Raw genomic sequence first — 22,759 nt, forward strand, 5'->3', positions numbered from 1 at the left:
AAAATGCAGCAACGACTGGTGCTGTGCCGCCGTGCGCGCCGGAGCCGTCCGCGCCGCCATTGGCTCGACGCTCTTGCGATCACCCGGCAACATCAGGCCAGTGCAATAATCGCGCAGCGGTCTCGTCCGCTCCGCGTGACCGATCACGCTACCAAGCCCCGCCACATACTCCGCAAACCGGGTTTTGCTGTCTCCGCCTTGATCGAGATTCATCTGGCCCTCCGCGCGCCAAACATTGAATCCCTACAAATACTTGATTCTCAGCCTCAACGGCTGCGGCCGGATGACTCAGTAAGACTAACCCACCCTACGAAACCGTTCTTGCGTTGACCTCCTCTCACTCTCGCGCCAATCTTCGCGAAAATATTCGGGAGGATCAGCCATGCTCCGCGCCGAGGACAACAAATTCCTCACCGAGTCCGGCCCCGGAACGGGAATGGGCGAGCTGTTGCGCCGCTTCTGGATTCCCGTGCTGCTGTCTGAGGAGCTCCCCGAGCCTGACGGCGAGCCGAAGAAGATCATCGTGCTCGGCGAGGAGCTGCTCGCCTTCCGTGACTCCCGCGGCGTCGTTGGCGTCATCGACCAGTATTGTCCGCATCGCGGCGCCAATCTCTGGCTCGGGCGCGTTGAGGAATGCGGCATCCGCTGCGTCTATCACGGCTGGAAGTTCGACACCGACGGGCGCTGTCTGGACATGCCGACCTCCTATCCCGATCTCAACGCCAAGGATTTTATCCGCATCAAATCCTATCCGGTGCGTGAATGGGGCGAGATGATCTGGGCCTATATGGGTCCCGCTGACGTCATGCCCGAGCTGCCCGACCTCGAAATGGCACTGCTGCCGGCCTCGCATCGCTACGTCAGCAAGAAATGGCAGGACTGCAACTGGGTGCAGGCGCTGGAAGGCTCGATCGACACCGCGCATTTCACCTTCGCCCATCTCTCCTTCGACAAGGAGGAGAACGAGATTCTGGATATCAAGAAGCACTTCGTGAATCCGCTCGCGCGCATGAATAACGACCACATGCGCTGGATCGCAGAGGATCCGCGCCCGGTCATCAAGGTCAGTGCGCATGAGGCAGGGCTGACGATCGCGGGGGGGCGCCTCACCGGCGGCGACAACATCTACTGGCGCATCGCGCAATTCCTGCTGCCGTTCCATGCCTATGCGCCGAGCGCGATGCCGGGCGAGAACATTTTTGGCCAGACCTTCGTGCCCGTGACCGACACCAATTGCTGGATCTACACCTATGCCTGGAATCCGGAACGACCGCTGACGCAAGCCGAGCGTGACGCTTACGACTACGGTAATGGCGTGATCGCGGAGGTCGACGACAATTATGTGCCGCTACGCCATAAGGGCAACGATTACATGATCGACCGCAAGCTCCAGAAGACCAGGAGCTACACCGGGATCAAGGGCGTGTCCGAGCAGGACGCGGCTGTGCAGGACAGCCAGGGCCCGATCGCCGACCGGACGCGCGAGCATCTCGGGCCGACCGATCTCGGCATCATGCATTTCCGGAAAGTCGTGATGGATCTGGCGCGGGCGCTCCAGCGCGGCGAGCCGCCGCCGCAGGCTGCGCATCAGGACCGCTATGCAGTGCGCTCCGGCGCCTGCGTCACCAGCAAGGCCAAGGACCTGCCGGCCGTGATGCTGGAACGGTTCGGCGACGTTGCCGGCTTCGTCGGTCGTCCCAGGATCGCAGCAGCGGAGTAGCGCTTGGGGCGGTCGCGAAGCGTCATCGTCGGGCTGGTTGCGTCGATCTTGCTGTCGCCGCTTGCGACTGTTGGCAGCAGCGAGGCCGTTGCCGCGCGAAAGACTGCGAGACCCAATGCCAAGCAGCTGTCACCGGCCAAATGTGAGATGCCGAAATTCCGGATCGTCGTGGATGTCGGTCACACCCCGGACTCCTACGGCGCGCTGAGCGCGCGCAATGATCCGGAGTTCGGCTTCAACTTCCGTCTCGCCAGATTGATCACGACGAGGCTCAAGTCAGAAGGCTTCGCCGCAACCCGTCTGCTCGTCACGGACGGCAAGGCGCGGCCGAGCCTGTTCAAGCGCATCAGTGCCGCGAGCGAAGGCCGCGCCGATCTGTTCCTGTCGGTCCATCATGATTTCGGTGCCGGACAAGCTGCTCGAAACCTGGGAGTTCGACGGCGCAAAGAGTTATTTCAGCGACCGTTTCTCGGGTCACTCGCTGTTCGTGTCGCGGCAGAATCCGCACTTCGCCACCAGCCTGATGCTGGCCCGGATCATCGGCAAGCAGCTGAAGGAGCAGGGCCTGCACTATGCCAGCCAATACACCCTGCCGGTGATGGGCCGCTATCGGCACCAGCTGCTCGACAGGGATGTCGGGGTCTATCGCTATGACGGCCTCGTCGTGCTGTCGCGGACGCGGAGCGCCGCCGTGCTGCTCGAGGCGGGCTCGATCATCAATCGCGACGAGGAAATGGAGATGAACTCGCCGGAGCGGCAGGAGGTCGTCGCGGGAGCCGTCGCGGCTGCGATGAGAGAGTTTTGCGAGAGGCGGTAGTTGACTCTGCCGGTTCATCAGCCGTCATTGCGAGCCACCGGGCGCGGCCCTGGTGGCTCGCAATGACGAGAAGCTACAGCGGTCCGCCCCGATACTCCCGGTTGGCCAGACTGGCCTCCTCCAGATCCAAATCGCGCTCGATCCGCCGTCGCGTCTCGTCGGTGATCTGGCCGTCGCGCAGGAGGTTGTGGATGAACTTTCTTTCGGCGGCGATCAGGTCGCGGGTCAGCGCGATACCGGCGGCTGAGACGTCGTGGTGGTTGGGATCGAGCGAATCCGGCAACTGGTTGAGGCGGATCTCGTGGCGAGCGCGCAGCAGCCGCATCACTTCTTCGGACACGTCCTTCTGCGCTGTCAGCGCGTCGAGTGATTCCAGTGCGGCATCGAGCGCTTGGCGGCGGGCGGCGATCTCGGCTTCGTGCGCGGCGGCATGCTCGTGGCGGCCGGCTTCGGCGACGCCGAGCCAGCGCACGACCGGCGGCAACGTCAGGCCGACGCCGATCAGCGTGACGAAGATGACACCGAAGGCGACGAACAGGATCAGGTCGCGAGACGGAAAGGCCTCGCCATCAGGCAGCGTGAACGGCAGCGCCAGCGCGGCCGCCAGCGACACGGCGCCACGCACGCCGGTGAAGGCGAGCACGAACGGCCATTGCCATGGCGGCGACGGGTCGCGCATGCGTAGCGACTTGGAGAACACGCGCGGCAGATAGGTCGCGGGATAGAGCCAGGCGAAGCGCGCGATCACGACGATGACCAGCACCACCGCAGTCGCGATGAGAATGTCGTCGAGCGGGAAGGCCTTCGATTTCTCGTAGAGCGCGCGCATCTGGAAGCCGGTGAGCAGGAACAGCATGCCTTCGATCAGGTAGATCACGAGGTCCCAGAAGAAGATGCCTTGCAGGCGCGTCGCCGACGAGATCAGCAACGGCCCGTTCCAGCTCACATAGAGGCCGCAGGCGACCGTCGCGATCACGCCGGAGCCGCCGACGTGTTCGGGCAGCCAGTAGGAGACGTAGGGTGTGATCAGCGACAGCGTCAGCTCGACCTGCGGATCCCCGGACCATTTGCGGAATCGTAAGGAGAGCCAGCCGACGCCGATACCGAAGGCGATCTCGCTGGCGACGATGAGGAGGAACTCGCCGGCCGCGAGCGGCAGCGAAAAACTCCCGACCATGATCGCCGCGAGCGCGAAGCGGTAGAGGATCAGCGCAGTGGCATCATTGGCCAGTCCTTCGCCCTCGAGGATGACCAGGAGTCGCCGCGGCATGTTGAGCCGGCGCGCGATCGCGAGCGGCGCCACCACGTCGGGTGGCGCAACGATAGCCCCGAGCAGGAAGCCGATGGTCCAGGGCAGGCCGATGATGTAGTGCGTGGCGGCCGCCACCATCGCCGTGGTGAAGATCACCGCGCCGACCGCGAGCAGCACGATCGGACGCAGATTGTTCTTGAACTCGCGCCAGCTCATGGCGACGCTCGCCGAGTAGATCAGCGGCGGCAGCACCATGAGGAGCACCAGCTCTGGTGGCAGTTCCACCGGGGGCATGCCCGGCACGAAAGCGAGGCCGACGCCGGAGAGCATCAGCAGAATGGCAGGCGCGATGTTGAAGCGGCGCGCAGCAAGTGCGGTGCCTGCCAGCACGGCGAGCAAGATGAGAAAAGTCTGAAATTTCGCTTCCATGGTGGTCTGACTTGACCCGGAAGCGGCCAGGAGGTCAATGCGTGGACCTTACGCCAGCCGCTCCGCCACCATGTGTCCGATGCGGGCAAACACGGCCGCGATCTGCGCCGGGGTCGGCGTGCCGCCTTGGACGTAGGCCGTGATCAGAACCGGCGTGTCGGGCTTCGGCCAGGCCACTGCGATGTCGCCTGCTGCGTCCTTGCCGTTGTAGCCGGTCTTGTCGCCGATCTTCCAGCCTGCGGGCAATCCGCCGCGCAGCCGTTTTGCACCGGTCTTGCAGTTCACCATCCATTCGGTGAGCTGCGCGCGTGATGCCGGCGACAATGCCTCGCCCGTCACCAGCCGCCGCAAATTTCCTGCCATCGCCGCCGGCGTCGTGGTGTCCCGGGGATCACCCGGCGGAGAGCGGTTGAGCTCGGGCTCGTTGTGATCGAGCCGCGAGGTGGTGTCGCCAAGCGACCGCCAGAATGCAGTCAACGCGGCCGGCCCGCCGATCCGCGTCAGCAGCAGATTGGCGCAGGTGTTGTCACTGAGCTCGACGATGGCCTTGCACATCTCGCCGACCGACATCTTGCCGGCCGCGAGGTTTTCCCTCGCCACCGGTGCGTATTCCAGCAGATCCGCCTGGCTATAAGGGATCATAGCCGCCAGTTGCTCCTCACCGCGATCGACCCGCCCCAGCACACAGGCCGCCAGCGAAGCCTTGAATGTCGAGCACATCACAAACCGCTCGTCGGCGCGCCAGGCGAGCTTTGCGCCGGTGGTCAGATTTTCCGCATAGACTCCGATCCGCCCGCCGCTTTCACGTTCATAGGTTTCGAGCTCTGGCGGCGCCTCTGCGGCCAGCACGGGAGAGGCGGCCATCCAGCAGAGTGAGGCGAGCAGGGAACGGCGGTCGAGAAGCATGGCAGACTTTCAGGTGAGTGGAGGCGGGAAATGTAGCGGATGCTGCATCCGCGTCGTCATTGCGAGGAGCGAAGCCGACGAAGCAATCCAGTCCGCCTCCTCATCAGGGATTCTGGATTGCTTCGTCGCAAGGGCTCCTCGCAATGACGGAGAATGGGAAGCGAGCGTGGCAGACATAATGGGCAGCGGGAGGTTGAAGCTTGCTCACTCCCTCAGGTCGTACCGGTACGATTTCGACACGATCTGCCAGCCGTCGGCGAGCTTCATCGCCACCAGATAGTCGGTGAAATAGCGCGGCGGCAGCTGGCAGCGCACCTTGACGAAGGCGGTCTTGTCGTCGGAGCGGTCGATGGTGACGATGAAATCCTCGCGCGGCTTGCCTTCGGCTTTGGCCGAGGCGCGCTTGCGGACGCGGTCGAGCCAGTCGGACACCGTCAGAACCTGGAGCTCGCCCTTCTCGACCCAGCGCAGATCGGCGGAGGGATGGAAGATGGCGCCGAGCTTGTCGGCGTCGCCCTCATAGAGTCCGTCAAAGTAGGATTGCACGACGGCTTCGACGCTCGACCGGTCCTGGCTCATGGGTCATTCCTTTGCATGATGGCTTCGGGTGAACTTAGTCGTGGACATCAAAATGCGCTATGGGTGTGTCAGCCATTTGCAAGAAGGCGTCGCCATGACTGCATCAGAAAATTCGAACGCCCGTATCTTGATCGGCGAATGCTATTGCCGCGCTGTGCGCTTTGAAGTGGCGGATGCGTTCTCCTATGCGATGAACTGCCACTGCTCGAACTGCCGTCGCACCACCGGCGCCGCGTTCAAGCCGTTCGCCGGCATTCCGCAGGACAAGCTTCGCATCGTACGGGGCGATGACCAGCGCATGATCTACGGGGACGACACCACCCATGACGCCCACTGCGCCCGCTGCGGCTCGCTGCTTTATTCCCGGGTCCGTGAAGGACAATGGGTCCATGTCGCCATGGGAACCCTGGTCGATACCCCCTCGATCCGGCCGAGCGCGCACATTTTTGTGGGCTCGAAGGCGCCCTGGCACGAAATTACGGACAATCTGCCGCAATATCGGGGGCACGTCGGTGACCCCTAGGGGAACCCGGGCCACTGGGGCGAACCCCCGCCGCGCTGGCGCGACAAACCAGAGGGGACGTTCGTTCTGTCGTCGGACGCCGCCTTCGTGACCTCCGTCACAGCCGCTGGTGTTCGATCCCGCTAAAGCGGTGCCAAACTATCGGAAGTCGTGTCATGCGCAGTTTGCTCAGGCTTTGTCCGCTTTTCGTCGCCCTCGGCCTGCTATTCAGCGCCGGGCCCGCTTTTGCCGGAAAGCGCGTCGCGCTGGTGCTCGCCAATTCGGCCTATCAGCACGCGCCCTCGCTCGCCAACCCGGTCAATGACGGGGCGGTGATGGCGAGGACGCTGAAGGAGGCCGGCTTCGACGTCGTCGAGTCCCGGCACGATCTGTCGGCGCTGGACACGCGGCGCGTGCTGCGCGACTTCGCCGACGCGACCCGCGATGCCGATATCGCCGTGGTCTACTACGCCGGCCACGGCATCGAGGTCGAGGGCTCGAACTATCTGATCCCGGTGGATGCCAAGCTCGAGCGCGACACCGACGTCTACGACGAAGCACTGTCCCTCGACCGTGTCCTGGTCGCGGTCGAGCCTGCCAAGCAGCTTCGTCTGGTGATCCTGGATGCCTGCCGCGACAATCCGTTCGGCAAGAGGATGAAGCGCACGATTGCCTCGCGCGGCATCGGCCGCGGTCTCGCTCAGGTCGAGCCGACGAGCCCCAACACGCTGATTGCCTATTCGGCCAAAGCCGGTTTCACGGCGCAGGACGGCGACGGTGCCAACAGCCCGTTCACGGTTGCGCTGTCGAAGCATCTGACGACGCCGGGGCTCGACGTGCGCCGCGCCTTCGGCTTCGTGCGTGACGACGTGCTCAAATCGACCGGCAACAAGCAGGAGCCGTTCGTCTACGGTTCGCTCGGCGGCGAGGACGTGCCGCTGGTGCCAGTCAAGGTGGCGGCCGTGGCGCCTGTGGCGAACCCGCAGGCCGACATGCGCCGCGACTACGAGCTCGCGCTCCAGGTCGGCAACAGGGCGGCCTGGGAAGCCTTCCTCGCCCAGCATCCTGACGGCTTCTATGCGAACCTCGCCAAGCTCCAGATCGACAAGATCCAGGCCGAGCAGGCCCATGCCGCGGCGATCGAAAAGGCGAAGCAGGCCGAGGCCGAACGCGATCGTCTTGCCGCGCTCGGCGCGCAGAAGGATGCGCAGGTCAAGGCCGCGGCCGATGCAAAGGCCGCCGAGCAGGCGCAGCTTGCCGCGCAGAAGGCCAAGGAGCAGGCGCAGCAGCAGGCGGCCGCCGCCGAGCAGCAGCGCGTCAATCTCGCCGCCACGGCACCTAGCACTGCGCCGGCCAGCACGACGAGCGCCGCCGGCACCAACGTCGCCTCGCTGACTCCGGCGACGGCGCCGGCAGATCTCAACCGCTCGGTGCAGACCGAGCTCGGCCGCGTCGGGTGTTTCTCCGGGCAGGCCGACGGCAATTGGAATACATCCTCGCAGCGATCGCTGTCGCAGTTCAACCGCTATGCCGGCACCAAGCTCGACGTGAAGGTCGCGAGCACCGACGCGCTCGATGCGGTCAAGTCAAGACCGTCGCGCGTCTGTCCGCTGGTCTGTGAGCACGGCTTCAAGGCCGATGGCGACAAATGCACCAGGATCGTCTGCCGCGAGGGCTATGCGGTCAACGACGACAATGAATGCGAGAAGCAGCGTGTCGCCAGGCCAGCCAAGCCTGCGACCGCGAAGCGCGACGACAGTGACGAACGTCCTGTACGGCAGCGTCGTCAGGCCGGTGGCGCTGCTGCCGGAGCAGTGAGCGGATATGGTGCCGCCGCCGGCATTGCTCCTGCCGCTGGTACAGGCCGCCCCACCGCTGGTGGGCAGGTCTTCTGCAATAGCGCGGGCTGTCGCCCCGTCAGCCGCGGTTGCCACCTGGAATATCGCGGCGGCGGCGGCCCCGGCAATGACGCGAATGCAGAGGTGTGTCGTTGAAGGCCGTGCCTGATCGAGATCGTCGTCCGGACCGCCGGGACGACATCAGGTCGCAATCGCGCTCGCGGCGATATTGACCGTCAGCGCCAGCAAGGCCGTGTTGTAGATGAACGACACGATCCCATGCGCCGTGGCCGTGCGGCGGATCGTCTTGTCGGTGATGCCGACGTCGGAGACCTGCGCGGTCATGCCGATCACGAACGAGAAATAGACGAAATCCCAGTAGTCGGCGTGGTCTTCCTTGTCGCCGCTCGGAAACTGAAGGCCACCTGCCGTACCGTGCCGATAATAATCATGCGCGTAATGCAGCGCGAAGGTCGTGTGCACGGCGGCCCATGACAGCGCGATGGTGGTGATCGCGATGGTCAAGTCCAGCACCCCGCGACGCGGCGTGCCGAGCTCGGAGACAATCGCCGCAATGCTGGCGAAGGCGCCGGTGGCCGTCACCAGCAGGATCACGAAGCGGCCGTCGTCCTGCATCGCGGCGGCGCGGCGGATGTGCTGGTGGTCGTTGCACAGCATCATCGCATAGACCAGCACGAGATAAACAGTGATCAGCGCATCCCAGCCGAGCAGGAGGCGCGTGACCAGCCGAAGCGAGCCCGGCAGCAACAAGCAGACGAGGATGCCGACGGCGAGCGCGATGAAAGTCCGCGGCCGCGCATAGATCAGCCGCATCGGCCGCGACATCTGGCGGAAGCGGACGAGGACGGGATCTTCTTTGTCCATGCGGATCGTCCGGTGAGGCCTGAGCGGCATCGGAGGTGCGCTCCCTCCCCCGCTTGCGGGAGGGCGGGGGAGAGGGTGCCTCCACAAGCGAGGACCCCCGAGAGGAGGGAGCCCTCACCTGCGCCTTCGGCGCGACCTCTCCCGCAAGCTTGCGGGAGAGGTGAAAACCCTACGTCAGTTCTTCCTCTCGGCGACGAAGCGCGCGGCGGCTTGCAGCACGGCGGCGCGATCGCCGAAGATCGACACGGCGCTGTCGGCCCGCGCGAGCAGGTCGCCCACGCGCTGCTTGGCGCCTTCGATGCCGAGTTGGGTGACGAAGGTGGTCTTGCCGAGAACCGCGTCCTGGCCGGAGGGCTTGCCGAGCGCGGCGGCATCGCCTTCGACGTCGAGCAGATCGTCTGCGATCTGGAAGGCCTCGCCGAGCGCGCGGCCGTAATCGTCGAGCGCCTGATATTCCGCACTTGAGGCCTGGCCGAGGATCGCGCCGGCGATGCAGCCGTAGCGCAAGAGCGCGCCGGTTTTCATCTGCTGAATACGGGCGACGTCGATCGGCTCGTTGCCGCCAAAGCGGCCTTCGCCGGCGAGGTCGAGGATCTGGCCGCCGACCATGCCGCCGATGCCGGCGCAGCGCGCCAGCGCACGCGTCAGCAACAGCCGCACATTGGCATCGCGATGGATCTCGTCGCGAGTGACGATGTCGAACGCGAGCGTCAAGAGGCCGTCGCCGGCGAGGATCGCGGTGGCGTCGTCGGTCTGCTTGTGCAGGGTGGGGCGGCCGCGGCGCAGGTCCGAATTGTCCATCGCCGGCAGATCGTCGTGGATCAGCGAGTAGCAATGGATGCATTCGAGCGCAGCGCCCACGAGCAGGGCCGCCTCGCGCGGCACGCCGAACACGGCGGCGCTCTCGGCCACCAGGAAGGGTCGCAGGCGCTTGCCGCCGTTCAGGCTCGAATAGCGCATTGCGTCCATCAGTCGCTTGGGCCGGGCGATTTCGTCGTGCAGGATGTCGTCCGACAGCAGGCGCCCGAGCAGGGCTTCGGTGTCATCAGCGGTCTTGTCCAGACGTTTGGCGAAATCGGACGGGGACGTGCCGGTCATCAAGAGGGGCTCCAGAACCAAAAATTCGGCGGGACAATCCTTTATGCGCCCGCCCCAGTCAATCGTTTGGAAGGCCTAAAAAGTGCTGGAAAAGGCCCGAATTATCACGGACTTAATGCTCCAGCCCGTGGCTGCTCTTCAGTTTGCGCCGGAAAGGTCGATTTGCGCATCGTCAAAATCCTGCTGGTGGTGCTCGCGGTTGCAGTTCTCGCACCCTATGTGATCGCGCCGTTCTACCGCACCGGCCACCCTGTTTCGACGCTGATGGCCTGGCGTTCGCTGCGGGGCGCGCCGATGCAGCGGGAGTGGATCGATCTGGCTGATATGTCGCCCTATCTGCCGCGTGCGGTGGTGGCAGCCGAGGACGCCCATTTCTGCAAGCACCACGGCATCGATTGGGGCGCCCTGCGCGAGGCGATCGACGACGCGAGGGAGGACGGCACTGCCTTCCGGGGCGCCTCCACCATCACCCAGCAGGTCGCGAAAAACCTGTTCCTGTGGCAGGGGCGCGATTTCATCCGCAAGGCGCTGGAATTCCCGCTGGCACTGTGGATTGACCTCGTTCTGCCCAAGCCGCGGATTCTCGAAATTTACCTCAACGTCGCCGAGCTCGGCCCGCAGGGGCAGTTTGGGGTGGAGGCGGCCAGCGTCTTTGCCTTCGGCAAATCGGCCGAAAACCTCTCCCCCCGGGAGGCCGCGCTTCTGGCCTCGATCCTGCCGAATCCGGTCAGACGCAGCGCCCGGACCCCCGGTCCAGGCGTCAGGCGGCTGGCGGCCACCTATATGGCGCGGGGGCAGGCGAGCTCGCTTGCGACCTGTTGGCGCGAAAATCGCTGATTTTGGGCCCATTCCGGGCGTATTTTCCGGCCCAAGAGCCTAGCTTTACGGCCAGCCTTCCTCTATAAGCGCGGCCTTGATCGGCATTCAGCTCGCCTCGTATTGCGGGTGCTGAGCCGTCCCTTCGCGGACGATGCCCTGATGACACCAATCCCTAGAGGATATTGAAATGGCCGTTCCGAGAAGAAAAACCTCGCCGTCGCGCCGTGGCATGCGCCGCTCGGCAGACGCCATCAAGAAGCCGACCTATGTGGAAGACAAGGACTCCGGCGAGCTCCGTCGTCCGCATCATCTCGACCTCAAGACCGGCATGTACAAGGGCCGCCAGGTCCTGAAGAAGAAAGAGTCCTGAAGGCAGGACCTTTCCTCAGGCGGGAGATCAGACCCTCCTGATTTCGGCCAACCCATGAGATAGACGGTGACGGCGGCGGAGCAAATGCTTCGCCGCTGCATTGTTCTGTCCGGATATCTTGATCGAGAAGGCATCTCGCCGATGGTCGGTTTCCCGCTGCTCCTGATTCCGCTCGCGGTCTACAACATCATCGCGTTCCTGATGCCCAGCGTGTCCTTCTCGGATGTGCTGTTCAAGGTGCCGATGATCACGGGCGAGGCTTGGCCGGTCACGCTCGCCGATCTCCTGCTCGCGCTCGGCGTGGTGCTGCTGCTGCTCGAGGTGGTCAAGGGCGCGCGACCGGGCTCGAAATTCCTGATGGATCACTTGCTGTCGCTGATTGTGTTCGGTGCCGCTGCCGCCGAATTCGTGATGTGGCCCAAATTCGGCAACTCCACCTTTTTCCTGCTGGTGCTGCTGGCGATGGCCGACTTCCTCGGCGGCATTGCCCAGCGCACGCGCCGCCGCGTCACCTATGTCGCCGAGACCACGGTGCCGGCGCCACGCAAGGCCAAGCGCAAGGCCGACGCGCCTGCGGATGATGCGGAGGCCGCATCCAAGTTCGAGCCGGTGATTGCGCCGCAGCCGGCGCCGCCCGCCCCCTCGGCGCAATCCGTCGCCGAATCCGTGCTGATGGATCATCCGGCGCCAAAGCCGGTGCAGGGCGCACCCTCGCCGGAAATTCCCTCGCCGCATCTTCAGCCGGGCAACGGCACGCCATCCTCGCCTGATGCACCGCCGCGCTGATCAAGCCACCTGCCGCGTCCGCGCGGCGACGCTTCCCAGTGGCCGCTTGCTGCCATAGGCCGTCCGCGCATCTTCGGAAGAGGCGCGGCGGAGCCGGGTGGTCTGGGACAGATATTCGGCATTGGCGATGAGCTGGGTGACGAAGCTCGGATCGGGGCGCGGCAGCGGTGCCTTGTGAACCCATTGCAACGTCGGCATCAGCGGCACCAGGGCCGTGCCTGTGCCGTTGTCCGCCGCGTCCGATCGATCCGTACTCAACATCGCAATCACCATTGATCCGGCGAGACTGTCGCGTTTCGAGACGCGGGCGCCGGTGCGAGTCCTGTACTCGCAAGGCCTATGCCGGCCGGGCCGGTTTGGTTCCCTGCGCCGGGGAAACGTGGTTTCCAAATTGTTTATCAACTTTGCCTAGGGTCGAGGGCGAATCTGGCTCTATTCTGGGCCGGCTCAGGACTTCTCCATTGTGCCAAAACGAGGCGATTTTGACCCCCGCATTGCCGCAAGCCTCCGACATCCTTGCCGCGCTCGGTCAGGCCGTGTTCGCCTGGGACATCGCCAGCGATGCCATCGTCTGGGGTGAGCAGGTCGCCAGCATCTTTCCCGGCATCCCCGCCGAGCGACTCGCGACCGGCGCCGAATTCGCCAAACTGATCGAGCCCGCGCAAACGCTGCGGACCGCAGCTCTGGCGCAAACCTCCGCCGTGCACGGCGCCGATGGCACGCCGTATCGCGTCGAGTATGGGGTGCGCATGAGCGCCGGCGATCCCGTGATCTGGATCGAGGAGACCGGCCGCTGGTTCGCGGGTCCCGACGGCCGCCCCGTGCGCGCGATCGGCTCCGTCCGCATCAACAATGAACGTCACGCCCGCGACGAGGAGCTGACGAAGCTGGCGCGTCTCGATCCGCTGACCGGCGAGCTCAACCGCGCGCATCTGATCGCGGCACTCGCCGAGACGATCGAGGAGACCACTCGCTTCCGCTCGACTGCGGCCTTCATGCTGGTCGGTATCGATCATCTCGCCCGCGTCAACGATGCCTTCGGCTTCGACGTTGCCGATGCCGTGATCCTCGACATTGCCAAGCGCATTCGCTCGCGCCTGCGCGGCGGCGACGTGCTCGGGCGCTTCTCCGGCAACAAGTTCGGGCTGATCCTGAAGAACTGTACTGTCGACGACATGAACGTCGCCGCGGAGCGCTTCCTCGCCGGCATCCGCGACGAGGTGGTGCCGACGAAATCAGGCCCGGTCTCGGTCACCGCGTCCATCGGCGCGGTCAGCCTGCCGCGCTATGCCCGCAACACGGACGAGGCCGTCAACCGCGCCCATGAGACGCTGGATGCCGCCAAGCGCCGCCGCGCCGGCTCGTTCGCGGCGTGGCGCCCCGATGCCGCGCGCGACGCACAGCGCCGCGTCAACATCCGCGTCACCGACGAGATCGTCACTGCGCTCAACGAGCGCCGCATCAAGCTTGCCTATGAGCCGGTGGTCTCGGCCGCCTCGCGCGAGGGCGCATTCCACGAATGCCTGGTGCGGATGGACCAGGGCGATGGCCAGGTGCTGCTCGCGCCCGACATCGTGCCGGTCGCCGAGCGGCTCGGCCTGATTCGTCTGGTCGACCATCGCGTGCTCGAGCTTGTGGTCGCCGAGCTCGCGGCCGCGCCTGACATCTGCCTCAGTCTCAACATCTCGCCTGATACGACGATGGATCCGGACTGGTGGGCGGGAATCGAATCGCTGATGCTGGCTCATCCCGGTGTCGCCGCGCGGCTGATCGTCGAGATCACCGAGACGGTCGCGATCCAGGACATCGACGACGTTCGCGCCTTCGTCAGCCGCCTCAAGCATTTCGGCAGCCGCATCGCCATCGACGATTTCGGCGCCGGCTACACTTCGTTCCGAAACCTGCGCAAGCTCGGCGTGGATATAGTGAAGATCGACGGCGCCTTCGTGCAGAACATCACCCATTCCGCCGACGACCGCGCCTTCGTGCAGACCCTGATCGACCTCGCCCGCCGCCTCGACATCAAGACCGTCGCCGAATGGGTGCAGGATGAAGAGGCCGCAAACATGCTGCGCGACTGGGGGTGCGATTACATCCAGGGGCGCCTGATCGGGCTGGCGTCGGCCGAACGGCCGTGGGGGACTTCAACGGATAGCGCGCTGCCTGCGGCAAGCTGAGAAGCCGTAGGGTGGGCAAAGCGAAGCGTGCCCACCATCGTGCTGTGTCGTTGGAAAGGTGGCGGGCACGGCGCAAGCGGGCCTTTGCCCACCCTACGAGATCTCCTCACGCCCCCTCATCCAGCGCCACCAGCTCGCGCTTCTTGCGCAGTGACGGCTGCAGCGGCGCGGTCAGCAGCACCAGCGCGAGCACAAGACATGCCCCCGAGATCGGCCGCTGCACGAAGGTCCAGAGATCGCCCTGCGACAGAATCAGCGACTTGCGCAGGTTGTTCTCCATCATCGGTCCCAGCACGAAGGCGAGCACCAGTGGCGCCGGCTCATAGCCGAGCTTGCGCATGAAATAGCCGATGATCCCGAACGCGATCATCACATAGACATCGAACACGTTGTTGCTCGAGCAGTAGACGCCCAGGATCGTGAACAGGATGATCAGGGGAAACAGGATGTTGTAGGGCAGCTTGAGCAGCTGCACCCACATCCCGATCATCGGCAGGTTCAGGATCAACAGCATGACATTGCCGATATACATGCTGGCGACGATGCCCCAGAACAGGCCGGGGTTTTGCGTGATCAGCAGCGGTCCCGGTTGCAGGCCGTGAATGACGAAGGCCCCTAACAGCAGCGCCATCACCACATTTGGCGGGATGCCGAGCGTCATCAGCGGAATGAAGGCGCCGCCCGCCGCGGCGTTGTTCGCCGACTCGGGCCCCGCGACGCCTTCTATCGCGCCATGTCCGAACCGCTCTGGCGTCTTCGATAGCCGCTTCTCCAGCGCGTAGGACGCAAATGACGCCACTACCGCGCCGCCGCCCGGCAGGATGCCGAGGAAAAAGCCGAGGATCGTGCCGCGGCCGACCGGACCTGCGCTCACCTTCCAATCCTCTTTGTTGGGCAGAAGATGGGTGATCTTGGTGTTGATGATGTCCCGCTTGATGGCCTGCTCGGTGTTGAGAAGAACTTCGGCGACACCGAACAGGCCCATCACGACGGGCACGAGGCCGATGCCGTCGATCAGCTCCATGCGGCCGAAGGTCAGCCGTGGCTGCGCGGTGATGCTGTCGAGCCCGACCAGTCCGAGCACGACGCCGATGCAGGCCATCAGCAGTGCCTTCGGCATCGATCCCTGGGTAAGGAAGGTGAGCACCACGAGGCCGAGCACCATCAGGCTGAAATACTCGGCCGGGCCGAAGGCGATGGCGATGCTGGCAAGCTTCGGGGCGACCAGCATCAAGGCGACCAGCGCAAAGGTGCCGGCGACGAAGGAGCCGAAAGCTGAGATGCCGAGCGCGGGGCCCGCGCGGCCCTGCTTTGCCATCTGGTGGCCGTCGATGCAGGTGACGACGGAGGCTGCCTCGCCGGGGATGTTGACCAGGATCGACGTGGTTGAGCCGCCATACATCGAGCCGTAATAGATGCCGGCCATCATGATGATGCCGGATTCCGGCGTTCCCGACAGCGTCACGGGCAGCAGCAGCGACATCGCCGAGATCGGCCCGATGCCCGGCAGCACGCCGACCAGCGTGCCGATGAAGACGCCGATGAAGCAGTAGAGCAGGTTGATCGGCAGCAGCGCGACGCCGAATCCATGTGCCACGTTGACGAGCGTATCCATGGGGTCAACCGATCCCGAACAGGCCTGACGGCAACTGGATCAACAGCAGCCGCTTGAGCACCCACCACATGCCTGATGGCACCAGCACGGCGATCGGGATCGCCAGCGTCCATCGGACCGGATCGATCAGCCGCAACAGCAGCAGCATCAGCGGGATCGACGACAGCAGGAAGCCCAGCGGCTCCAGCGCGAAGGCGAATGCGGTGAGGCAGGCGATGAGGACAAGCGGCTTGCTCCAGCGCACGTTCTCCCAGCGCGAGGCCAGCGTCGGCCCGCCCTCGGTGATCGCCGAGACGATGATCGCGCCTGCGAACACGCACATCAGGATGCCCGTGTAGAACAGCACGTAGCCGGAGCCGGGATCGTTGATGGTGCCGAGCTTGAGCTTCAAGCCCGACCAGATCACGAAGCCGCCGAGTCCGAGCCCGATCAGCCCGCCCCAGAGTTCGGAGTTGCTGAGGCGGAGCTTGACATTGGTTTGATCGTTCATGTGATGCGCTTTCGGATCGCCGTCGTCCTGAGGTGGCGGAGCGCAGCGTAGCCCTCGAAGGGCGGCGGTGCCCCGAGCTATCCTTCGAGGCGAGCCGCAGACGCGGCTCGCGCCTCAGGATGACGTCAGCATGTGTGGCCGTACAACTCTACTTCTTCGCAAGCCCGAGCGTCTCGATCACCTTGCGCTCGGACGCCGTGACCTCGACGACGAACTTCTTGTAGTCCTCGGTGTTCTTGTAGTTCGGGACCATGTCGTATTTGGCGAGCGTGGCGATGACCGCAGGGTCCTCGACCGCCTTCTTGAAGGCATCGTGCAGCTTGGCGACGATCTTGGGATCCATTCCTTTCGGCCCGGCGATGCCGAACGGGGAATCATAGACCATGGGATAGCCGAGTTCCTTCAGCGTCGGCACGTCAGGATAGTTCGGCGAGCGTGCGCCGGTCCACACCATCAGCAGCCGCAGCTTGCCGGCATCGACCAGCGGCCGCCATCCCGTGGAATCAGCCTGCAGCATGGTATGCTGCCCCAGCACTGCGGCATTGGTCTCCGCCCCGCCCTTGAAAGGGACTTGCGTCAGCTTGATGCCGGACATCGCGGCGATCTGCTCCATGCCGATATGCAGCGAGGTGCCGGCGCCCGGTGTGGCGTAGGTCACCTTGCCCGGGTTCGCCTTTGCGAACTCCACCACGTCCTTCCAGCTCTTGAACTGCGACTCCGCGCTGGTCGTCACACCGAAGGTGTAGCCGGTGAGATGGATGATGTAGGTGAAATCCTTCGCCGGATCCCACGACACTTCCTGCATCAGCGGAAGGCGGAACACCGTGATCGGAATCTGCGAGATGGTATAGCCGTCCGGCTTCGCCGCTGCCGCCATCGTCGCCGGTCCCACCGTGCCGCCGCCGCCGGCCTTGTTGTCGATCACGATCGGCTGGCCCAGCACCTTCGAGGCGCTGTCGGCGATCGCGCGCATCGAGATATCGGTCGATCCGCCGGCCGGCCATGGCACGATCAACGTGATCGGTTTGGTTGGATAGTCCTGCGCACTGGCGGCAGTGGAAAGCAATGCGCCCATGACAGCGTGCGCCGCGGCAAATGCGATCGTCTTCAGCCCGTATCCCGACATCGAAACGCCTCCCTCGCGGCGGCCTCTTTGGGACCGCCGTCGCTCGTTCTTATGAGGCGATTGTTCCTGAAATTGAGGGAGAAGAAAAGCGCATTGCGCGGACCGCGCGCGGCAGTCGGTCGGGCAACGCCGGCGGAGCGGCTACATGCGACAATTCGTCGTTTGGTCGCGTACCGAGGGGCGGAATTTGAGGGGCCGAAGCCGTCAGGCCACGCGCCGGACCATGTTCAGCGTCTCGATGGTGCGGCCGACCTCCGATGCGAGACACGGCTTGCCGAAATAATAGCCTTGGACGGCAGTGCAGCCGCATTCGCGGACGAAATCGAGTTGCTCCTCGGTCTCCACCCCTTCCGCCGTGGTCTCGACGCCGAGCACGGAGCCGAGGCTTGCGATCGTTCTGACGATGGCAACACTCTCAGGGCTTTCGCCGAGCGTGCCGACGAAGGAGCGGTCGATCTTGATGCGGTCGAACGGAAACTTGCGCAAGTAGCTCAGCGAGGAATAGCCGACCCCGAAATCGTCGAGGCTGACGCGCACCCCTAACGCGCGGAGCTGGTGCAGGATGTCGATGGTCGCCTCGCTGTCGTCGAGCAGCGCCGTCTCTGTGACCTCGAGCTCGAGCCGCTCCGGCGGCAGGCCGACTTCCGCCAGCGCGCTCGTGACCATCGCCACCAGCCCGCGGGAGCGGAACTGCACTGGAGACAGGTTCACCGCGACGGTGACGCCGGGCCAGGACACGGCGGCTGCGCAGGCCGTGCGCAGCACCCATTCCCCGATCGGAACGATCAGCCCGTTCTCCTCCGCAATCGGAATGAATTCGGCCGGAGAGACGAAGCCGCGCGAGGGATGCTTCCAGCGCAGCAGTGCCTCGAAGCCGGTGAGCTCGGAGGAATCGAGCCGCATCTGCGGTTGAAACACCAGGTGGAATTCACGTCCTTCCAGCGCGCCGCCCAGATCCTGCTCCAGCGCGTGCCGGCTGCGCGCCTGTTCCTCCATCTCGGGCTCGAACAGCTGATAGGCTCCACGCCCCTTGGCCTTGGCCTGGTACAGCGCAAGATCGGCGCATTTCATCAGCTCGTCGGCATCGAGCCCGTGGTCGGGCGCGATCGCGATGCCGACGGAGACGCCGACATGGATCGACTGGCCTTCCAACGGCGGGGGATGACCGATGATGTCGACCAGGCGGCGGGCGAGCTCCTCAGCCGATTGCGGCTGCGGTCCGCGCTGGAGAACGGCGAATTCGTCACCGCCGAGCCGCGCGACGGTGTCGTGTTCGCCGACATTCTCCCGCAGGCGCGCCGCGACCCAGCGCAGCAGGCGGTCGCCTGCGGCGTGGCCGAGGCGGTCGTTGACGGTCTTGAAATTGTCGAGGTCGAAGCACAGCACCGCCATGGCGCCGCCGGCGATTGCGACCTGGTTCAGTCCCTCGCCCATCTTCTCGCGGAACAGCGTGCGGTTGGGCAGGTCGGTGAGCGAATCGTGCCGCGCCATGTGCGCCACCCGAGCCTGGGCCTTGTGACGCTCGGTGACATCCTCGTAGGTGACGACCCAGCCGCCATGCTCCATCCGCTTGTGATTGAGCTTGATGATGCGGCCGTCGCTCAAATGCCGGTGCAATGTGTGCTCGCCCTCGCGCAGCCGTTCGACATAGTCGGCATAGAGCTTGGCGCCCGTCATGTTCGGATGGTTGCCGAGCTCGCAGCTGTGCTGCATGATCTCCCGCATCGAGACGCCGGGCTTCACGATCTCCGGCGACAATCCGTACATCTCGATATAGCGGCGGTTGCAGACGATCACGTGCAGGCTCGCATCGAGCATGCACAGACCCTGGCTCATATTGTTCAGGGCCGCGTCGAACCGGCGGTACTGTTCGCTCAGGTCCTCGATCGCACGCTCGCGCTCGGTAATGTCCTCGTAGGTGGCGACGAAGCCCCCGTCGGGCAGCGCGCAGTAGCGGACCGAGATGACGGTACCGTTGGACATGCGGCGGCGCATAGGCGATGAGTCGCGGTTCGCGATCCTGGCGCTCGCCGCCGCGAGCAGCTGTTGCGGACTGTGTTCGGAGGAGAACGCGCCGTTCGCCATCGAGCGCTCGATCAGTTCGGAAAGATGCGTGCCGGGCCTCGTCTCCTCCGGCGAGAGCAGGTAGATCTTGCGGTAGGTCGTGTTGCAGACCCGAAGCCGCATGTCGCTGTCGAAGAAGGCGAGCCCGTGCGCCATGTTCTCCAGCGCCGCATCGAGGATGAAATTCTGCTGCCGCAGCGTTTCCTCGTATTGCAGCCGCTCCGTGACGTCCTCGTGCACCGTCACCCAGCCGCCGTCAGGCAGGAAACGGGAGACCGCCTGCACCATCCGTCCGTCGTAGCGCATCACCAGCAGCGTCTTCGGCTTCCTCGTGCGCACATCGTCCAGCCGGCTCTGATAAAAATCGTCGCCCGACATGCCCGGCAGGTTGCCGCGCGCCATCCAGTGCTCGATTACCGTACCATGCGAGGCACCCGGCTTCACGATGTCAGGGTCGAGGTCGTAGAGCTTCAGGAACCGTTCGTTGCAGACGACCACGCGGCCGTCGGCGTCGTACATGATGAGGCCGTGCGACATGTTGGCGAGCGCGTGCTGGCTGCGCTCGGTCTGCACGCGCAATTCCGCTTCGAGCCGGGCGAGGCGGGTGACGTCATCGCAGATCGTCATCCAGCCGCCGCCGGGGAGCGGCTTCAGCTCGAGCGACATGACGAGGCCGCTCGCCAGCCGTTGCTCGGTTTGGAACGGCTTTTCCCCCGCGATCTGCGCGATCCGCGCCGAATACAGCGCGTCGAGCTCGCTTTCCGGAAAGTTACCACGGCTTGCGCTGTGCGCGAGCACCTCACGGTAGCTCGTGCCGACCCGCACGATGTCGGTCGACATGCTGAAAAAGGAGAGGTAGCGCTGGTTGACCAGAACGATCCGGTTGTCGGCATCGTAGACGCAGACGCCCTGCTCCATGTGGTCGAGCGCAAGCTGGCTCAGCGTGACCAGGGCTTCCGGGCCCTGCTCGCTGCGTGCACCAGGCTCGTTGTCGCGGGTCGACATCATGGGCTCGGCGGGACCTCGACAGGCAAAAGACTTAACGCAACCTATTTCAGCCGCCGAGGGTAGCGAAGAGGCCGGAAAATTCTCTTAAGCACAGTAGTTTACGGGGGGTGACTGACGATAGAGAGCTGTGTGTGGTGAGGCCCAATCCCAAGCCACCGGCCTTTCACCGTCATCCTGAGGTGGCGGAGCGAAGCGAGGCCTCGAAGGACGACGGCCCGGCTGCATCCCGGCCGTTCATCCTTCGAGGCTCACCACGCTGCGCGCGGTGAGCACCTCAGGATGACGGTGCTGGACTGCTGGCTGCAGGTCGAATTACGGCCCGTACAGCACGAGCTCCGTGTCGGTGAGGTCGGCGAGCTGCGGCCGGTGCGGCCCTTTGAAATATTTGCGGCCGCGCCGCTCGGTGTAGATGCCGACGAGGCCGGGAATCGGACCGTTGGCGTCGACGGCCACCGAAATCTTGCCGAGCCGCAGCAGCAACCGGCCGATGCGGCCGGCGCATTCGGCATATTCGGCGGCACTCCGGCTATAGATCAGCTTCATGGCGGGCGGTGCGATGAAACCGCGGCGGATGCGCACTGGTTGCAGGATGAAGGGGAACGTTCCCTTCGGCGTGCGGCAGACGAGGCTGAGGCAATTGTAGCGCGCATGCCGCGTCAGGAGCTCGGTCTCCACTTCGGAAAGCCCCTGGATCTCCTTGGCGTGCGGCGGGATGACCTCGATCTCGCTCCAGCGCGGCGCGCGCGCCAGCGCAGGGACCGAGAAGAATATGCCGCGGCAATAGGCGCGAAAGCCCTGCGTCTCGATGATCGGCCAGGTCCACGGGGCCGGACTGATGTTGAAATAAGTGACGTCCTTATGCCGCTGGGCGATCTTGGTCAGCAGCGGGGCGTAGTTGCGGTAGGCCGGGTCGACATACCAGCTCGACAAATTGCACCGGATGGCGGTCTCTTCGCCATCCTTGCGTGCCGTATAGATCAAGAGCAGCACGCCGACCGGCGTGCCGTCGTCGTCGAGCATGTAGCCAAAGCGCGGATAACCCTCCGGCACGGGTCGGAAGGCCTGCCGGCGTAGGCCTTGAATCCAGTATTCGCGTGAACGGCCAACGAAGCCGCGCGTCAGCAGGTCCGCGATCTTATCGACGTCGGACTCGGTGATCTCGCGGCATCGAACCTTGGTATGGATCACGCTCGTCTTGCCTGTGGAAATGGTCTGCCTCGTGAGTTGCGTTAGCGCCAGCCTTCGCCGTGGGCGCCTGCCGCAACATGCGGCTGCAGGCCCAGGACGTCCCGTACCTTGGCCGGCCAGGCCGAAAGATCGGTGCCGTGAGTGTGGAACATGGCGACGGCCAGACGGTCTATGCCGAAGGCAACGCAGCCGGTATGGGCCGGCTCGCCATTGGCGTCCTGAATGCCCCAGGTCGTGCCGAAATGCTCGCGGTGATAGTTGAAGCTCATGCAGGCGGTTGGCTGCTCCTCCGAGCGCAGCGGAATGAGGAGCTCGAACTTGAGCTGCTGCTGCTTCTGGCTCACCGCCTTCATCTGGCCGACCCGGCCGAAGAACGGATCGCTGGCATAGTCGACGCGGAAGGTCAGGCCGAGGTCGCGGGCGATCGCCTGAGCGCGCACCATCCAGCGCTCGCGGAAATCGGCGACGTCGTCGGGCGTGCCGATGCAGACATATTCGCGCATCCGGAACGATTGCAGCCGGTCGAGATGTTTCGACGGCTCGCGGCGGAAGCAGTCAGCGGCGACATCGAAGCGCAGGCCGCCCTTCGGCAATTGGCCACGGCTCGCCGCGATCGGGTAGACGGGATAGCAGGCGGCCGGGGACAGCACGAGATCGGCCGGCGAGAGCGACGAGGTCCAGTCGCCGCCGGCGTCGAAGCGGCTCACCGCGGCGTTGATCTCGCGTTCGGTGCCGTGCAGGCCGCAGACGCAGCCGAGCAGGTTCGGAAAGCTCTTGAGATAGCCGGATTTTTCCAGCTGGGCGCGGCTCATCACCGGCGGGAAGCGCATCACCTCGGTGCCGGTCTCGCGATGGCTGGTGATCAGCGCAGCGAGCTTCTCGACGATGCCCTCGTAGAGCGCGGTGCGGGCATAGACGCCGTCGGCGCCCATGCGGTGGAACAGCTTGTCGGCGAGATGATCGAGCGGGTCGATCATCTGCGGCGCGGTATCGGGCGAATTGGGGAGGACGGCAATGTTCATGGTTCGATGTCCTGCTATCTCAAAATTGTTCTTGTTGATTCCGTCGCCAAGGCACTTCAGTCGAAGGC

20 protein-coding genes and 1 pseudogene are annotated in these 22,759 nt (G+C 64.8%); 8 read left to right on the forward strand and 13 right to left on the reverse strand.

The window, feature by feature from the left end; translation table 11 throughout:
• Positions 1-213 (reverse strand): transposase (locus tag YU9_RS0124570; protein WP_027575190.1); only part of this gene is annotated, 213 nt, incomplete at its 3' end.
• Between the two features lie 169 nt (positions 214-382).
• Here YU9_RS0124570 and YU9_RS0124575 point away from each other — a divergent pair.
• Together YU9_RS0124575 and YU9_RS42400 are read left to right on the forward strand one after the other, a co-directional pair.
• Positions 383-1,720, forward strand: coding sequence for a Rieske 2Fe-2S domain-containing protein (locus YU9_RS0124575; RefSeq protein ID WP_027575191.1), 1,338 nt, complete (start codon positions 383-385; stop codon positions 1,718-1,720).
• Between the two features lie 3 nt (positions 1,721-1,723).
• Positions 1,724-2,537, forward strand: a pseudogene (locus YU9_RS42400) (N-acetylmuramoyl-L-alanine amidase).
• Between the two features lie 73 nt (positions 2,538-2,610).
• Here the strand turns inward: YU9_RS42400 and YU9_RS0124585 are convergent.
• The 3 genes from YU9_RS0124585 to YU9_RS0124595 form a co-directional block, all read right to left on the reverse strand.
• Positions 2,611-4,218, reverse strand: a complete 1,608-nt coding sequence (locus YU9_RS0124585; protein ID WP_027575192.1) for a Na+/H+ antiporter — start codon at positions 4,216-4,218, stop codon at positions 2,611-2,613.
• Between the two features lie 48 nt (positions 4,219-4,266).
• Positions 4,267-5,124: a class A beta-lactamase gene (bla, locus tag YU9_RS0124590; RefSeq protein ID WP_027575193.1), complete on the reverse strand. Its 858-nt coding sequence runs from the start codon at positions 5,122-5,124 to the stop codon at positions 4,267-4,269.
• 204 nt (positions 5,125-5,328) lie between these two features.
• On the reverse strand, positions 5,329-5,703 hold the full coding sequence (locus YU9_RS0124595; RefSeq protein ID WP_027575194.1) for a nuclear transport factor 2 family protein: 375 nt from the start codon (positions 5,701-5,703) through the stop codon (positions 5,329-5,331).
• Positions 5,704-5,797: 94 nt separating this feature from the next.
• Between YU9_RS0124595 and YU9_RS0124600 the strand changes: the two genes are divergently transcribed.
• Together YU9_RS0124600 and YU9_RS0124605 are read left to right on the forward strand one after the other, a co-directional pair.
• On the forward strand, positions 5,798-6,226 hold the full coding sequence (locus YU9_RS0124600) for a GFA family protein (RefSeq protein ID WP_027575195.1): 429 nt from the start codon (positions 5,798-5,800) through the stop codon (positions 6,224-6,226).
• Between the two features lie 155 nt (positions 6,227-6,381).
• Positions 6,382-8,199 (forward strand): caspase family protein, encoded by a 1,818-nt coding sequence (locus YU9_RS0124605; RefSeq protein WP_027575196.1) that lies wholly within the window; start codon positions 6,382-6,384, stop codon positions 8,197-8,199.
• A gap of 45 nt (positions 8,200-8,244) precedes the next feature.
• Here YU9_RS0124605 and YU9_RS0124610 read toward each other — a convergent pair whose 3' ends face one another.
• A complete protein-coding gene (locus YU9_RS0124610) occupies positions 8,245-8,928 on the reverse strand; it encodes a DUF1345 domain-containing protein (protein WP_027575197.1) in 684 nt (227 codons plus the stop codon).
• Positions 8,929-9,102: 174 nt separating this feature from the next.
• Entirely contained in the window at positions 9,103-10,026 is a 924-nt protein-coding gene (locus YU9_RS0124615) for a polyprenyl synthetase family protein (protein WP_027575198.1), read from the reverse strand.
• 162 nt (positions 10,027-10,188) lie between these two features.
• Here YU9_RS0124615 and mtgA point away from each other — a divergent pair, with 162 nt between their 5' ends.
• The 3 genes from mtgA to YU9_RS0124630 all read left to right on the forward strand — a co-directional run bounded on the left by mtgA (position 10,189) and on the right by YU9_RS0124630 (position 12,001).
• A complete protein-coding gene (gene mtgA / locus YU9_RS0124620) occupies positions 10,189-10,863 on the forward strand; it encodes a monofunctional biosynthetic peptidoglycan transglycosylase (RefSeq protein ID WP_027575199.1) in 675 nt (224 codons plus the stop codon).
• A gap of 169 nt (positions 10,864-11,032) precedes the next feature.
• The gene (gene rpmF / locus YU9_RS0124625) at positions 11,033-11,215 is read left to right on the forward strand and encodes a 50S ribosomal protein L32 (protein ID WP_007598106.1); all 183 of its coding nucleotides are present in this window, start codon (positions 11,033-11,035) and stop codon (positions 11,213-11,215) included.
• Between the two features lie 141 nt (positions 11,216-11,356).
• Positions 11,357-12,001 (forward strand): hypothetical protein, encoded by a 645-nt coding sequence (locus tag YU9_RS0124630; RefSeq protein WP_027575200.1) that lies wholly within the window; start codon positions 11,357-11,359, stop codon positions 11,999-12,001.
• Here YU9_RS0124630 and YU9_RS0124635 read toward each other — a convergent pair whose 3' ends face one another.
• The gene (locus tag YU9_RS0124635; RefSeq protein WP_027575201.1) at positions 12,002-12,262 is read right to left on the reverse strand and encodes a hypothetical protein; all 261 of its coding nucleotides are present in this window, start codon (positions 12,260-12,262) and stop codon (positions 12,002-12,004) included. It lies immediately after the preceding gene.
• A gap of 221 nt (positions 12,263-12,483) precedes the next feature.
• Between YU9_RS0124635 and YU9_RS0124640 the strand changes: the two genes are divergently transcribed.
• Complete coding sequence (locus YU9_RS0124640) at positions 12,484-14,178, forward strand: GGDEF and EAL domain-containing protein (protein ID WP_027575202.1); 1,695 nt, start codon at positions 12,484-12,486, stop codon at positions 14,176-14,178.
• 106 nt (positions 14,179-14,284) lie between these two features.
• On the opposite strand, the gene YU9_RS0124645 is transcribed toward YU9_RS0124640, so the two are convergent.
• From YU9_RS0124645 to YU9_RS0124670, 6 genes are all read right to left on the reverse strand, one after another.
• The gene (locus YU9_RS0124645; RefSeq protein ID WP_027575203.1) at positions 14,285-15,793 is read right to left on the reverse strand and encodes a tripartite tricarboxylate transporter permease; all 1,509 of its coding nucleotides are present in this window, start codon (positions 15,791-15,793) and stop codon (positions 14,285-14,287) included.
• 4 nt (positions 15,794-15,797) lie between these two features.
• Positions 15,798-16,283, reverse strand: a complete 486-nt coding sequence (locus tag YU9_RS0124650; protein WP_027575204.1) for a tripartite tricarboxylate transporter TctB family protein — start codon at positions 16,281-16,283, stop codon at positions 15,798-15,800.
• A 148-nt stretch (positions 16,284-16,431) separates the two neighbouring features.
• Positions 16,432-17,409, reverse strand: a complete 978-nt coding sequence (locus tag YU9_RS0124655) for a tripartite tricarboxylate transporter substrate binding protein (protein ID WP_027575205.1) — start codon at positions 17,407-17,409, stop codon at positions 16,432-16,434.
• Between the two features lie 204 nt (positions 17,410-17,613).
• Positions 17,614-20,478, reverse strand: a complete 2,865-nt coding sequence (locus YU9_RS0124660) for a PAS-domain containing protein (protein WP_245266517.1) — start codon at positions 20,476-20,478, stop codon at positions 17,614-17,616.
• 315 nt (positions 20,479-20,793) lie between these two features.
• The gene (locus tag YU9_RS0124665) at positions 20,794-21,669 is read right to left on the reverse strand and encodes an acyl-CoA acyltransferase (protein ID WP_027575207.1); all 876 of its coding nucleotides are present in this window, start codon (positions 21,667-21,669) and stop codon (positions 20,794-20,796) included.
• Between the two features lie 41 nt (positions 21,670-21,710).
• A complete protein-coding gene (locus tag YU9_RS0124670) occupies positions 21,711-22,691 on the reverse strand; it encodes an amino acid--[acyl-carrier-protein] ligase (RefSeq protein ID WP_027575208.1) in 981 nt (326 codons plus the stop codon).
• Positions 22,692-22,759: the final 68 nt, after the last annotated feature.

The organism is Bradyrhizobium sp. WSM1743 (assembly GCF_000473065.1).
Lineage (GTDB): Bacteria > Pseudomonadota > Alphaproteobacteria > Rhizobiales > Xanthobacteraceae > Bradyrhizobium.